Source organism: Gemmatimonadota bacterium, from assembly GCA_009835325.1.
In the GTDB taxonomy this organism is placed as follows: Bacteria; JAAXHH01; JAAXHH01; order JAAXHH01; family JAAXHH01; genus JAAXHH01.
Genome location: VXWP01000073.1, coordinates 1 through 14,166, shown reverse-complemented (window position 1 = coordinate 14,166; position 14,166 = coordinate 1). Strand labels below are relative to the sequence as shown.

12 protein-coding genes are annotated in these 14,166 nt (G+C 62.9%); 11 read left to right on the top strand and 1 reads right to left on the bottom strand.

The features are described 5' to 3' along the window. A partial coding sequence (locus tag F4Z81_09295) for a hypothetical protein (GenBank protein MXW05245.1) occupies window positions 1-536 on the bottom strand: 536 nt, incomplete at its 3' end. Between the two features lie 17 nt (window positions 537-553). Between F4Z81_09295 and F4Z81_09290 the strand changes: the two genes are divergently transcribed. From F4Z81_09290 to F4Z81_09240, 11 genes are all read left to right on the top strand, one after another. Then, window positions 554-3,058 carry an MFS transporter gene (locus tag F4Z81_09290; protein MXW05244.1) on the top strand — a complete coding sequence of 835 codons (2,505 nt, stop codon included), beginning with the start codon at window positions 554-556 and terminating at the stop codon, window positions 3,056-3,058. 34 nt (window positions 3,059-3,092) lie between these two features. Further along, a complete protein-coding gene (locus tag F4Z81_09285) occupies window positions 3,093-4,229 on the top strand; it encodes a Gfo/Idh/MocA family oxidoreductase (protein MXW05243.1) in 1,137 nt (378 codons plus the stop codon). 189 nt (window positions 4,230-4,418) lie between these two features. Beyond that, window positions 4,419-5,507 (top strand): DSD1 family PLP-dependent enzyme, encoded by a 1,089-nt coding sequence (locus F4Z81_09280; GenBank protein ID MXW05242.1) that lies wholly within the window; start codon window positions 4,419-4,421, stop codon window positions 5,505-5,507. Window positions 5,508-5,515: 8 nt separating this feature from the next. Continuing rightward, window positions 5,516-6,616, top strand: coding sequence for a D-TA family PLP-dependent enzyme (locus F4Z81_09275; protein MXW05241.1), 1,101 nt, complete (start codon window positions 5,516-5,518; stop codon window positions 6,614-6,616). Between the two features lie 294 nt (window positions 6,617-6,910). Continuing rightward, complete coding sequence (locus F4Z81_09270; protein ID MXW05240.1) at window positions 6,911-7,690, top strand: hypothetical protein; 780 nt, start codon at window positions 6,911-6,913, stop codon at window positions 7,688-7,690. Between the two features lie 77 nt (window positions 7,691-7,767). After that, window positions 7,768-8,088, top strand: a complete 321-nt coding sequence (locus tag F4Z81_09265) for a hypothetical protein (protein ID MXW05239.1) — start codon at window positions 7,768-7,770, stop codon at window positions 8,086-8,088. A gap of 370 nt (window positions 8,089-8,458) precedes the next feature. Beyond that, complete coding sequence (locus F4Z81_09260) at window positions 8,459-10,399, top strand: ABC-F family ATP-binding cassette domain-containing protein (GenBank protein ID MXW05238.1); 1,941 nt, start codon at window positions 8,459-8,461, stop codon at window positions 10,397-10,399. 1 nt (window position 10,400) lies between these two features. Then, the gene (gene ypdA, locus F4Z81_09255) at window positions 10,401-11,390 is read left to right on the top strand and encodes a YpdA family putative bacillithiol disulfide reductase (protein MXW05237.1); all 990 of its coding nucleotides are present in this window, start codon (window positions 10,401-10,403) and stop codon (window positions 11,388-11,390) included. A gap of 455 nt (window positions 11,391-11,845) precedes the next feature. Then, window positions 11,846-12,349, top strand: a complete 504-nt coding sequence (gene purE / locus F4Z81_09250) for a 5-(carboxyamino)imidazole ribonucleotide mutase (protein ID MXW05236.1) — start codon at window positions 11,846-11,848, stop codon at window positions 12,347-12,349. Further along, window positions 12,346-13,512 (top strand): 5-(carboxyamino)imidazole ribonucleotide synthase, encoded by a 1,167-nt coding sequence (locus F4Z81_09245; GenBank protein MXW05235.1) that lies wholly within the window; start codon window positions 12,346-12,348, stop codon window positions 13,510-13,512. The genes purE and F4Z81_09245 overlap by 4 nt, the downstream gene beginning before the upstream one ends. Before the next feature lie 118 nt (window positions 13,513-13,630). Then, window positions 13,631-14,095, top strand: coding sequence for a PEGA domain-containing protein (locus tag F4Z81_09240; GenBank protein ID MXW05234.1), 465 nt, complete (start codon window positions 13,631-13,633; stop codon window positions 14,093-14,095). Window positions 14,096-14,166: the final 71 nt, after the last annotated feature.

The following is a 14,166-nucleotide window of genomic DNA, read 5'->3' as shown; positions in this document are numbered from 1 at the left end:
ATTCTGGCGTCCATCTCATCCACCCGTCCATCCAGGGCCGTCATCCGTTCGTCCAGTCTGCCCTGTTGAATTTCGACGCTGTTTATTCTTTCGTCCAGTCGATCAAACCGCCGGTCAACAGCATCGAACCGTTTGTCAACTTCGGCAAACTGCCTGCCTACTTCATCAAACCGATCGTTCATCGTCGCAAATTGCGCGTCGAACCGATCGTTCATCGTTGCAAATTGCGCGGCAAACCGATCATTCATGGCTGCAAATTGCGCGTCGAATCGCTCGTTCATCGTTGCAAATTGCACGGCAAACCGATCATTCATGGCTGCAAATTGCGCGTCGAATCGCTCGTTCTGGGCAACTAACTGCGCGTCGAATCGCTCGTCTTTCGCTTCCAGTTTCTCGTCCATCCGGTCGAGTATCCTTTTTTCCACTTCCAGCATTTCGGCCCTCACATCCCGCCTGCTCCCCTTGGCCTCTCGCCAGAAGAAGATAAAGGCCGTCACCAGTACGGCTGGCTGGATCCAGATCGATACGGTTTCCACTTCCAGGCTCCTTTCAAATGATCCGATACTATAGTGATTATAAATGGATTAGTGGAAATGCAAGTCACGATTCTCGCTTTTTCTTTTATATTCTTGACGATACCGGCACGGCGCACCTATTCTGTGGCGCATTTCGCGGAACCAGGGAGCGTGGACGGCGCGCATATCGCGGGACGCGCAGTCAATCGCGGCCGAAACATAGAGACCACGGGACCACCAGTACGGACAGGCCAACGGAGCAACCCAACATGCTTTCACGGGGCGAAGTCAACCGATCGCTACGATCCTTTATCGTCGTGAGAGGACTCTGGGGGGCCTGGGGCCAGATGGTCGGCACGAATACGGCCGTCTTCGCGGGTTTCGTGCTGTCCCTTGGACTGGACGCTTCGGACATCGCCTTCTACTCCGCGATCGCCTCGATCCTCGCCCCGGTGCAGATCATTTCCTCCCTCTTCAGCAAGTCTATCGAGAACAAGAAGCGCTGGGTCGTCTGGAACGGCGTGCTGGAGGCGTTGTTCCGGGGACTCATGATCACGATCCCCTTCCTTTTCGTCGAATCGCTGCACCAGCGGATGCTGCTCATCTTCCTGGTCGCCGGGCTGACCGCGGGGTACATCTACACGCCGTTCTACTCGAGCTGGGTCGCCGGCACCGTCCCGGAAAACATCCGCGCCCGCTTCACGAGCCGGCAGACCATTGTCAACAGCCTCGTTGGCGCGGCGGTGGGCGTCATGACGGGCCGTTTCGTGGACTGGTTTCCGGATGAGGAAAAGCTCATGGCCTTCGTGGTGGTGTTCGTCGTGGGGACCCTCTGCGGTGCCGCCGGGCCCCTGTATCTCAGGCGCACGCCCTACCCGACCCGGGTCGACGAGACCGAGACCCGGAATCCCCTGCGCCACCTGCTGCAGCCCTTCCGGGACAGGAACTTCCGCCGGCTGGTCACATTCTACGCGTCCTGGCAGTTCGCCCTCGGACTCTCCGGTCCGCTCTTCAGCGTGTTCATGCTCGACCGCCTGGGGTTCGGCTATACCGCCATCTCCCTGCTGAGCGCCCTGGGCACGCTCGCCACCATCGCGGGGTATCGCGCCTGGAGCGTGATCATCGACCGCTTCGGCAGCAAGCCGGTCCTCCAGATCCTCATCATCCCCGGCGCGTTGAACGCCTTTCTGTGGGGGCTGTGCCAGCCCGGTAACCACGCCATGGTCGCCGTCGCCATGTTGCTCTCCGGTCTCATCATGGGCGGCATCAACCTGGGCGTCACGCCCCTGCAGTACGCGCTGCTCCCGAAGGAGAACCAGGACGAACGGGTCGCCTACATGGCCTCGTGGTCCACGTCGATCAACCTGCTCTACGCCGCCGGGCCGCTCCTGGGAGGCATCCTGGTGGCTTCGCTGGCCGGGGTCCGCTTCACCGTGGCCGGATTCCTGATCCAGGACATCAATCTCCTGTTCTTCCTGAGCGGGATCATGCGTTTCGTGCCGCTGTTCCTGCTCCGGCCGGTACGCGACTCCCGCTCCATCTCGTCCCAGCAGCTCCTGTCGAACATGTTCCGCGGCAACCTGCTGAGCTACACCTTCAACTACATCGTATTCAACGTAGCCACGGCCGAAGACCGGCGCGCGCGGGCGGCCTACAGGCTGGGCCGGTCCCGGAATCCCATGGCCATCGACCACCTCGTCCAGGCCCTGTCCGACGCGAGTTCCAAGGTGCGACGGCAGGCCGCGCGGGCGCTGGGGGAAACCGGCTCGGAAGCGGCGGTGGATACCCTCATCAGGGAACTCGAGAGTCCTTCCTCGGACATCCGCAGCGAGGCGGCCGAGGCCCTGGGCCAGCTGAAACACGCCAGGGCGGTGGACCCGCTGGTCGAGGCCCTGGAGGACGAAGATCCCAGGGTGCGGATCAGCGCCATTTCCGGACTGGGCCAGATGGAAGGCGACGACGTGCAGGAACTGCTGTTCTGGCACTTCTCGAACAACGTGGACCCGTTGACTTTCCCCACGCTCGTGGAGGCCCTGAGCCACCGCGAGGACTACCGCATCATCAAGCCGACCTTCGACCGGCTGGGCTCCTTCACGTCGCCCGCGGTGCGGTTGCAACTGCTCAACAACATCTGCCGGACGCTGGGGGCCGGCGACCGCTTCTACAAGCTGCTGTCCATGGAAGAAAACGAACGCTACGGCGAATTGGAGCGCATGATCAAGCGGACCGTTTCCCGGTTTACCGATTCGAAGGCCGTCCCCGAAGACACCCGCCGGAGCGTGGAAAGCCTCTTCGCGCTGTTCACCCGGGCCTATGAACGCAACGACGTGCCGGCCATGATGGAACAGGCCCGGTTGCTCGCGGCGCTCATTCGCGACAGCCACCCCGTCGTGGAACAGAGTGCCCTTGACACCCTGTCGGTGTATCTCATAATCATGACCATGAACCACTTCATCGAAAGCGACGCCCACCAGGACCTGCCCGGCGCGCAGGAGATCTTCCTGGCGGTGTGCATGCGGCGGATCGCCACGCTGGTGAGTTGACTGTCCGGCCTGACGATCCTGAAAGAGATCGGCTATGAACCCTCGTCACGAACAGTTCCACCTGGGCATCGCCGGGGCATGCGGCCGGGGCATGAGCTTCCGCGCCGCCTGCGACGCCCTCCCGCGGGTCCGCGTCCACGCCGTGTGCGACGTCGACACCGGGGCGTTGCCCGCCACCGCGGAGCTGCTGGGCGCCTCGGAACAGTACACCGACTACGGCGAGATGCTCGATCGGTCCGATCTGGACGGCGTGATCATCGCCACGCCCATGCCGCTGCACGCGCCTCAGGCCATCGTCGCGCTGGACCGGGGACTGCACGTATTCAGCGAGGTCCCGGCGGCGGTCTCGGTCGAGGAGTGCCGGGGGATCGTCCGGGCGGCAAAGGCCTCCGGCCGCGTGTACATGATGGGCGAAAACTATACCTACATCCGGGAGAACGTGCTGGTGAAGGCGCTCGTGAAAGCGGGACATTTCGGCAGGCCCTACTACGCCGAAGGGGAGTACCTCCACGAGCTCAAGGGATACGACGAGCATCGCCTGGCGGCCCGGGGACTTCCGTCCGGGCAGGTATGGCGCCGCCACTGGCAGTCCGGCATCGACGGCATCACTTACGGGACCCACAGCCTGGGACCCATCCTCCAGTGGTTCGACGACCGCGTGGCGTACGTGACCTGTCACGGCAGCGGGCATCACTACCTGGACGCGGAGGGCAAGCCCTACGCCCAGGACACGAGCGTCATGCTCTGCAAGATGGCGGGCGGCGGCCTGGCCAAGATCCGCATGGACCTCACGTCCGACCGGCCCCACGCGCTGACCAACTACCAGATCCAGGGGACCGACGGCTGCTACGAGTCGGCCCGCGGAAAGGGACAGCCGTACCGTATCTGGCTGCGGTCCTGGTGCGAGGACGAAAACACGTGGATGGACCTTCACGAGTTGGAGGAGGAGTTCCTGCCCGACTGGATGGGGGCGGCGGCCGCGAAAGGCGCCGGGCACGGCGGGAGCGACTACTACGAACTGGTCGAATTCATCGAAGCCGCGGAAGGCCGGCGCAAGCCGTCCATCGGCCTGCACGAGGCCATGGACATGACCCTGCCCGGCCTCGTCAGCCAGCAGTCCATCGCCGAAAATGGCCGTTCGCTGGCCGTGCCGGATTCGAGGGATTGGTAAGCGATTCCTCCGGTGCACTGAACGGCGGTTGGCGGTCGCAGCCAGGGTTAGTTTACGCTGTACCTGACCGGTGCGGGCGGCTATAATTTGACAATACGCTGAATGCCGCAGTCGCGTCGGCTATACATTGACCATACGCTACCATACGCTAACCTGCGCGCATCCATCGAGTAATCCGGAGTACGCCTGATGGCCCGTCCCGGCAGTCCGATGGAAGACATCGACACCCCGGCCCTGGTGATCGACCTGGACCTGATGGAAGGCAACATCGCCCGCATGGCGGCGTTCTTCGCCGACAAGGACGCCTTCTTGCGGCCCCACACCAAGACGCACAAGACGCCGGTCCTGGCCCACCGGCAGATCGAGGCCGGCGCCCGGGGCGTTACCTGTGCCAAGCTGGGCGAGGCCGAGGTCATGGCCGCGGCGGGCATTCGCGACATCCTCGTGGCCAACCAGGTGGTAGGACGGGTCAAGATCGACCGATTGGTCGCTCTCGCGCGCCATTCGGACGTCATCGTCGCCTCGGACCATGAAGAAAACGTCCGGGAGATCTCCGACGCGGCGCTGGCCGCCGGCACCCGGGTGAACATGATCATCGAGGTCGACGTGGGCATGGAGCGCTGCGGCGTGCCGCCCGGCGAACCCGCGTGGCGACTCGCCCAGGCCATCGACCGGCATCCGGGTGTCGTCTTCCGCGGGGTGATGGGCTACGAGGGCCACATCATAGGCAACCCGAATGACGAGGAACGGTACGCGGGCTGCCGGGAGTCCATGACCATGCTGACTCAGACGGCCGACTACATCCGCGAGCGGGGCCTGGCCGTGGACCTGGTCAGCGGCGGCGGCACGGGGACGTACAAGGTCACCGGGACGTTCCCGGGGGTGAACGAAGTGCAGGCGGGGTCCTATATCCTGATGGACGGTACCTACCAGCAACGCATTCCCGAGTTCGACTGCGCGCTCACCATCTACGCCACCATCGTCAGCCGGCCCGGCGACGAACTCGCCGTCGCCGACGCGGGCCTGAAGACCATGACGAACGACATGGGGCTGCAGACCGTCCGCGGCGTGGAAGGCGCATCGATCCTGCGCCAGTCCGAGGAACACGTCAAGATCGAACTGCCCGGCGCGTCCTGCACGCTCAGGCCGGGCGACAAGTTCCACATCGTCCCGAGCCACTGCTGCACCACGATCAACCTCCACGACCGGTTCTACGGCGTGCGCGACGGCACGGTTGAATCCGTGTGGGACATCGCGGCGCGCGGGAAGCTACAATAGGAGCCCCCATGGATCCCCGATACCTCGTAGCCAATGTCGATGAGATTCCCAGCCCGTCCATGCTGGTCTACCGGGAGCGGCTGAAGGTGAACATCGACCGGACCCTGGAGATCGCGGGCGGCCCCGAACGCCTGCGTCCCCACATAAAGACCCACAAGATGCGAGCCGTCATCGAGATGCAGCGCGCGTCCGGGATCGACAAGTTCAAGTGCGCCACGATTTACGAGGCGCGGATGCTGGCGGATATGGGCGTGGAGGACGTCTTCATCGCCTATCAGATGATCGGGCCCAACATCGGACGCCTGGTCGACCTCGCCGGCCGTTATCCCGGGACGACCTTCCGCACCATGGTGGACGATGCGGGCGCTGCCGAGGCGCTGTCGGCGTCAGCCGCCGGCGCCGGTGTGACCATCGACGTCCTGCTGGACTTCGACGTGGGCCAGCACCGCACCGGTATAGCGGCCGGCACGGAAGCGCTCGAGCTCTATGCGCTGCTTGACCGCCTCCCCGGCATCACGCCCGGCGGCCTGCACGGCTATGATGGCCATAACCACCAGTCGGACCTCGAGGAACGTCGGCAGGCCTGCGGCGCCGCGCTGGACCAGGTGCGCGCTTTTCAGGCCCGGCTGGAGTCCCGGGGCCTGCCCGTGCCGCGGCGGGTCATGGGCGGTTCCATATCCTTCCCGTGCTATGCTCCGGCCGAAGACGTGGAGCCCTCGCCCGGCACTTCGGTGTTCTGGGACTGGGGGTACAGCAGCCGCTTCCCCGACCTGCCCTTCGAAGCCGCGGCCCTGCTCCTCAGCCGCATCATCAGCGTTCCCACGCCGACGCGCGTGACCCTCGACCTGGGCAACAAGTCCATCGCCTCGGACCCGGCCGGGCAGCGCGGCATCCCCTGGAACCTACCCGGCGCCGAACCCGGGCTGCACAACGAGGAACACTGGATCATGGACTGCCCGGATAGCTCCGGCCTGTCGGTCGGCGATCCCATCTACGTCTTCCCCACCCACGTATGCCCCTGCACCGCGCTGCATCGCCAGGTCTACGTGATCGACGGCGACGGCCGCTGTCGGGAACAGTGGACCGTCGACGCGCGGAACCGGGAATAGCGCGCACGATCGTGAACGGAAACCACCGGCGGTCGCATTTAACGGTCGACGCGCGGGACCGGGAACAGGGTTCGGTGCAGCACGATTCCGGTTTGCCGCCGCTTGCAAAAACTCCTTCGAAGTCCCCTCGCGGTTATGTGACAAACGTGTTACGATTTTTCACTTTCCTATTGACGAAGTGACGTAAATACATTATCTTAAACTGTTCGCGCTTTCCGCGAAAACCGGGCCGCTTTCCATGGGAATCGTCCCGGTTGTATGGGTTGTTTCCAGGCACGTCGACAAGGCGCTTGCATGTCGTTTGAGCAGATACTCATCGAGCAGGACGGCGGGGTGGTCACGATCACGATCGACCATCCTCCCCTGAACGTGCTCAGCGACCAGGTCGGACGCGAGCTCGGTGAAGCGCTCGACCAGACAGACGGCGACCCGGACGCTTCCGTGGTCGTGCTGACGGGTAGCGGCGACCGGGCCTTTGCGGCCGGGGCCGACATCCGGGAACTGCAGCGGCTGTCGGGTTCGGACGCTGAGGAAATGACCCATCGCTGGCATCGCCTCTTCCGGCGGATCGAGGCTTTCAGGCTGCCGGTCATTGCCGCCGTGAACGGGGTGGCGCTCGGAGGCGGATGCGAACTGGCCATGGCGTGCGACCTGCGTTACGCCTCGGAGAAAGCCCGGTTCGGCCAGCCGGAAATCAACCTCGGCCTGGTCCCGGGATGGGGCGGCACGCAGCGGTTGCCGCGGCTCATCGGCCGGGGACGGGCCCTCGAGTTGATGATGACGGGCGATATGTTCGATGCCGCCGAGGCCCATCGCCTCGGGCTCGTCAATCGCGTTACGGCGCCGGAAGACTTGATGAAGACGGTCGGGGAACTGGCCAGGCGCATGGCCGCCAAGGGCGGCGTGGCGCTGGCTTCCATCAAGACCTGCGTCAATGAAGGGCTGGACCGGGGACTGGACGAAGCCCTGGCGCTGGAAGCCCGAGAATTCGGAGCGGTGAGCTCCTCAGAGGACAAGGCGGAAGGCATCGCGGCGTTTCTCGAGAAACGTCCCGCGGCATTCCGGGGTCGCTGAGTCGAGGCGTGCGCACTCAATAAGCGACCTGGATTTCATCGGTAACCATGGGCACGCGGCAGGAAGAGAGCGATCGTATGCAGCTACTGGGACCCACCGAGGGCGAATACATTCAGGTAACAGGCGAATTCGAAAAGCGTGAAGCCATCGAGTTCTGCGTTCAGGATCTGAACAGCAAGAACATGGAATTCGGCGTCTGCGAGCAGGACGGCAAGTTCTTCGTGGCCCGGGTCATCGTGCCGGACGAAGAAATCGATACCCGCTCCAAGATCGTCACGGTGCGCAGCGACCGGGTGGACATACACGGGAATCCCCGCGGGATCATCCGCAAGGGGGTCTACAACTTCGTGGAATGGTACGCGGACGGAGAAGTCACCGCCCAGGAAGCCGCCGTCTGATTCGCGGGCCGGTCTGACCCGAACCGCCGGGAACCGCTCACCTTTCGGGGGCCTCAGGGTCGCCCGGCGTGTCGGCATCCGTACAAAGACCTACCCGGCCCGGATGTGCCTGGAATGCCTGGACAGGCCTGTGCCTGACCGGGTCTTGCGCATACAACATGCCGTACTGAGTGCATCCCACTCGACGAAACCATGGAAGCTTCTGGCCAGCCTTCCATGGTTTTTTTGTAAATCTCGTTTGCAATTCGCGGACGCGACTTTCATCGAAGCGACTTCCGTGAACACGATTTCCATCGAAACGGTTTCCGCTTACACGACTTCCGCGAGCGTGCTTTTGGCGACCACGACTTCCTCAATCACGACTTGACCCATGGCGCTCGTATCCTTCCACAAAGTCACGAAACACTACGGCGCGCAGTGTGTCCTGCAGGGCATCAGCTGGGGCATCGACCCCGGCCAGCACGTGGGCTTGATCGGTTCCAACGGGACCGGCAAGACGACCATGCTGCAACTCATCACCGGCGACCTGTCACCGGACGAGGGCGAAATCTCCCGCCGTCGGGACCTCCGGACCGGCTACCTGACCCAGGACGCGCACCTGACCGCCACCAACTCGGTCCTGGACGAGGCGCTGAGCAGCTTCGAGCGCATTCACGCATTGGAAAAGCAGTTGCGCGAGGCCGAAGCGGCGCTGGAGAAGGCGAAGGGCGACGCGGAGGAGACCGAGCGCCGGCTCGGGCTGTACGGCCGGCTGACGGAAGAGTTCGAACGGGCCGGCGGCTACACCTACCCGCACCGCGCAAAGACCGTGCTCCACGGGCTGGGCTTCAAGGAGGAAGACCTGCCCCTGCCGGTCAACGTGCTCAGCGGCGGGCAGAAGACGCGCCTTCGCCTGGGCAAGCTGCTGCTGGGCGACGCGGACCTGCTGCTGCTGGACGAGCCGGAAAGCCACCTGGACGTGGCCGCGACGGAATGGCTGGAGGAATACATCACCGACCACCCGGCGGCCATCCTACTCGTTTCCCACGACCGCTACTTTCTCGACCGGACCGTGAACCGGATCGCCGAACTGGAAGACCTGGGGCTGCAGAACTTCCCGGGCAACTACACCCGGGCCATGGAGGTCAAGGCCGAACGCCTCAAGGCGCGACAGCGCGCCTACGACCAGCAGCAGGCCTTCATCCAGGAGCGAGAGGAATTCATCCGCCGGACCATCGAGGGCGTCAAGACCAAGCAGGCCCAGGGAAGACGAAGTCACCTGGCGCGCCTTGAGCGCCTCGAGAAGCCGCGGACGAAGCACCGGTCGGCCTCCCTGAACTTCGGGGCGATGAAGCGCAGCGGCCGGGACGTGCTCGCACTCAATGACGTGTCGAAGAGCTACGGCACGAGGACGCTGTTCTCGGAACTGCACTTCACCCAGCACCTGGGCGACCGCGTGGGCCTGATCGGGTACAACGGCGCGGGCAAGACCACGCTGCTCCGCATGATCGTGGGCCAGGAGACGCCTTCGTCCGGGAGCATCCGCCTGGGTACGGGCGTGGACATCGGATACTACGACCAGGAACGGGCCAGCCTCACGGGCGAGCGTTCCGTGCTGAATGAACTCTGGTCGGTCAGGCCGGGCATGAACGAGGGTACCGTGCGCAACCTCCTCGGCCGGTTCCTCTTCCGCGGAGACGATGTCTTCAAGCAGGTCAGCCTGCTGAGCGGGGGGGAGCAGGGGCGCCTGGCGCTGGCCAAGCTGATCCTGGAGGAACCGAACTTCCTGGTCCTCGACGAGCCGACCAACCACCTCGATATCCTCTCCCGGCAGGCCCTCGAGCAGGCCCTGGCCGACTACCCCGGCACGCTCATGGTGGCGTCCCACGACCGTTATTTCCTCGACCAGATGGTCGGCGCGCTGCTGATCTTCGAACAGGACGGCGTCCGCCACTGGGAAGGCACCTACTCGGAATACCGGGCCTTCAAGGAGGAGCAACGCCTCGCCGCCGCGCGGGCGAAGGAGAAGAAACCGCGCCGCAAGGCCGGGGCGGCTGACGGGACTGGAGGGACTGGCGGGGCTGCCGGGACGGCCTACGATCCCCGTAAGAAGGAACGCAAGGAGCAGCGGATGATGGCCGAGGCGCTGGAAGAGGCCATCCGGAAGAAGGAGGCGGAGATCGCCCGCCTCGAGGGCGACCTGGGCGAGGAGGGGACCTTCTCGGACCGGGAGCAGGTCGAACGGGTCGGCAGCGCCTACGCACGCGCCCGGCAGGAGCTGGAGGACCTCTACCTGGAGTGGGAGGTCGTCGCCATGGAACTGGAAGACTAGGATCGGAGGGATTTTGTACGACGCCGTCATCATCGGGGCCGGGCCGGCCGGACTCGCCGCAGCCTATGCCGCCAAACAGGCCGGACTGGATTACGTGGTCGTGGAACGCCAGTGCATCGTCCACACCATCTACCAGTTTCCCACGGGCCTGGTCTTCTACTCGACCCCGGAACTCATCTCGCTGGGTGACGTGCCCATGATCGTCCAGGGACTCAAGCCCACCCGGGAAGAGGCGCTGAACTACTACCTGAAATTCGTCGAGTCCCAGGGACTCAAGGTGAACACCTACGAAGAGGTCACGCGCATCTCGGGTCAGGACGGGGATTTCGAAATCGAATCGGTCTCGCAGCGGGAGGGCGACCGGCGCTACCGGACCCGGAAGGTCATCCTGGCCACCGGCGCCTTCGACAGCGCCAACCGGATCGGCGTGCCCGGTGAGGAACTGCCCAAGGTCTTCCACTACTTCAAGGAGGGCCACCCCTACTTCGACCGGGACGTCCTCGTCGTGGGAGGCAAGAGCTCGGCCGTGGAGACGGCCCTGACCCTCTACCGAGCCGGCGCGCGGGTCACCATGTCCTACCGCCAGAGCGCGTTCCGGGGCATCAAGTACTGGGTCCTGCCCGACCTGGAGAACCGCATCGCCGAGGGATCGATCACGGCCATCATGGATTCCACGGTGAAGGAGATCCGGCAGACCGAGGTGGTCCTGGAAGCAGCGGGCACGGAGCGCGTGATCCCGAATGACTTCGTATTCTGCATGACGGGCCATGGCCCCGACGTGCCCTTCCTGAGCGGCACGGGCGTCGAAGTCCAGCCCGAAGACAACATCCCGGTGCACGACCCAGACACCTTCGAATCCAACGTCCCCGGTATCTACATCATCGGCGTCATCACCGCCGGCAACGTAAGCAGCGACATCTTCATCGAAAATAGCCGCTTGCATGGACCGAAGGTGGTGGAGCATATTCTGGGGCAGGACGAGACTAAGTAGTGAGTATACGACTGTATTTCAATGAGCAATGTCCCGATTGCGCGCAGAAGGCGGCGAGTACGGGTCGCATGGACTGGCTTGACCGGGTCGAACTGCGAACAGACCGGTCGCCCATCGGAGAGGTTCCCGCAGGCGAAATCGTCGTGGTCGAAAAAAGGACGGACAGGATATTCACCGGTATCTTTGCGACACGAAAAGTGTGCATGCAGATTCCCCTGTTGATTCCTTTTGGACTGCTGCTGTATTTGCCACCTGTCCTTAGGATTGCGGGACGAAGTAAAATGGGATGCAACGGCGACGCATGCGAGATTTGAAACGAATGATGACTGTTCGCGGTGTGCCATGCCGTAGGTTGCGACCTTGCCATAGGTGCCGACCTTGCCATAGGTGGCGATCTTCCATTCGGTTGCTCAGGTGCTCCACGCCAGTGTTTTTGTCGATGAAGAGGTGAATCCATGAATGTAACGCAATCTTCTCCCAATCCCCTCGTCGGCGTGGTCATGGGCAGCAAGTCGGACTGGGACACCATGCAGAACGTCAGGGACGTTCTCGAGCAGTTCGACGTGCCCCATGAATGCCGGATCGTCTCGGCCCACCGCACGCCCCTCTGGCTGGCCGAATACGCGGCCGAGGCCGAGGGAAGAGGACTCGAAGTCATCATCGCGGGCGCCGGAGGCGCCGCTCACCTGCCCGGCATGATGGCGGCACAGACCCTGTTGCCGGTGCTCGGCGTGCCCGTGGAAAGCAAGGCGCTCAAAGGGATGGACTCCCTGCTCTCCATCGTCCAGATGCCCCGCGGCATTCCCGTGGGCACCCTGGCCATCGGCCAGTCCGGCGCGGTGAATGCGGGCCTGCTCGCCGTGGCCATTCTGGCCAACTCGCGGCCGGACCTGCGGGAGAAACTGAGAAAGTACCGGAAAGATCAGACCGACAAGGTCATGGGAGACGAGCTGACGTGAGCGGAACCAATGACCCGGCCGGTACACGCGCTCCCGTTCTCCCCGGCTCGACCATCGGAATCCTCGGCAGCGGTCAGCTCGGCCGCATGATCGCCATCGCCGCCCGGCGCATGGGTTACCGCGTCCACACCCTCTCACCCGAATCCGACTCGCCCACCGGTCACGTCGCCGACCGAGAAGTCGTAGCCGCCTACGACGACGTGGATGCCGTGAAACGCTTCGCCGAAGACGTGGACGTCATCACCCTGGAGTTCGAGAACATATCGGCCGAATGCGTCGACGCTGCATCCCCCATCGCACCGGTTCGTCCCAAAGGCAGCGTCCTTCACACGACGCAGAACCGCCTGCGGGAGAAGACTTTTTTGGCGGAGCACGGGTTTCCGGTTGCGCCGTTTCGTCATGTCAAGTCGGGGGAGGAACTGGCAGCGGCCGTCGAGGAAATCGGCACGCCCGCCGTGCTCAAGACAGCAGGATTCGGCTATGACGGCAAGGGGCAGGTGAAGATCGAATCGGCCGACGACGTGGTCCGTGCGTGGACGTCCATGACGGGGCAGGAAGCGGTGCTCGAAGCGTTTATCGACTTCAAGCTGGAACTGTCGGTCGTCGCCGCACGAGGATTGACCGGAGATTTCGCCCACTACGGTGCCGTCCAGAACAGGCATTCAAACCACATACTTGACGTCACGGCCGCCCCGGCCGACGTGTCGGGTGCGGTTAACGTCACCGCCGTGAATCTCACGCGGAAGGTCTTCGAAGCTTTCGACGTCGTCGGGGTCGCCTGTGTCGAGTACTTCCTTGACAGGGACGGGGACCTCATCATCAACGAGATCGCGCCCCGCGTCCACAACTCCGGCCACTTCACCTTCGACGCCTGCGTCACCAGCCAGTTCGAGCAGCAGGTCCGCGCCGTGTGCGGCCTGCCCCTCGGATCGACCGAACAGCCCCGTCCCGCGGCCATGGCCAACTTGCTGGGAGATCTGTGGGCGAATGGCGAACCGGACTGGGCAGCGGTCCTGGCCTTTCCGGAAGTCAAACTGCACCTGTACGGGAAACAGGAAGCCCGGCCAGGAAGAAAGATGGGGCATTTGACGGCGATGGCGGATACGCGGGAGCAAGCGGTGGAAAAGGTGGTGGTGGCGAGGACGGGCTTGGGGGGTAACTAACCGGCATTTAACCATTAAATGCCAACACAGATATCGATACCTGACAGACCTGCATAAACCTCTGATGTAATAAGCTAGTTTGACACCATAAAATTCACTTTTTGCTAAGGGAGTACGTATGAAACTGCGTCAGTGGATCCCATTGATGATGGTTGTATTTCCCATCGGGTGTGCAACGATTATGCATGGAAAGACTCAATCAGTTGGGGTATCTAGTGTGCCTGAAGGTGCTACAGTGTCGGTAAACAACCAACACCTGGGGATTACGCCACTGTTTATTGAATTGAAACGTAAAGATCAGCATATAGTAAACATATCTCTAGATGGTTACCACACAGCAAGACTTACGCTTCAACGAAAAGCAAGTGGCTGGGTCTGGGGGAACATTATCTTTGGTGGAATTATAGGGCTCGCTGTCGATGCGATCACTGGCGGGCTCTACAAATTGGAACCTGCGCAATTAAGTACCACTTTGGTTAGTCAGTCATCCACCGTTCATAGATCAGACGAAGGTATTTACATTGTTACAGTATTAGACCCGAATAGTGATTGGGTGAAAATCGGTCAACTGGAAAGTAGGTAGATTCCATAGGTTCTTCGCTTTTATCTCAGAACATTTAAATGGGGTGTCAAGCTTGTGACACCCCCTTTTTA

Coding starts and splice junctions, on each gene's coding strand:
- F4Z81_09290 (MXW05244.1), top strand. CDS start 554: ATGATCCGATACTATAGTGATTATAAATGGATTAGTGGAAATGCAAGT.
- F4Z81_09285 (MXW05243.1), top strand. CDS start 3,093: ATGAACCCTCGTCACGAACAGTTCCACCTGGGCATCGCCGGGGCATGC.
- F4Z81_09280 (MXW05242.1), top strand. CDS start 4,419: ATGGCCCGTCCCGGCAGTCCGATGGAAGACATCGACACCCCGGCCCTG.
- F4Z81_09275 (MXW05241.1), top strand. CDS start 5,516: ATGGATCCCCGATACCTCGTAGCCAATGTCGATGAGATTCCCAGCCCG.
- F4Z81_09270 (MXW05240.1), top strand. CDS start 6,911: ATGTCGTTTGAGCAGATACTCATCGAGCAGGACGGCGGGGTGGTCACG.
- F4Z81_09265 (MXW05239.1), top strand. CDS start 7,768: ATGCAGCTACTGGGACCCACCGAGGGCGAATACATTCAGGTAACAGGC.
- F4Z81_09260 (MXW05238.1), top strand. CDS start 8,459: ATGGCGCTCGTATCCTTCCACAAAGTCACGAAACACTACGGCGCGCAG.
- purE (MXW05236.1), top strand. CDS start 11,846: ATGAATGTAACGCAATCTTCTCCCAATCCCCTCGTCGGCGTGGTCATG.
- F4Z81_09240 (MXW05234.1), top strand. CDS start 13,631: ATGAAACTGCGTCAGTGGATCCCATTGATGATGGTTGTATTTCCCATC.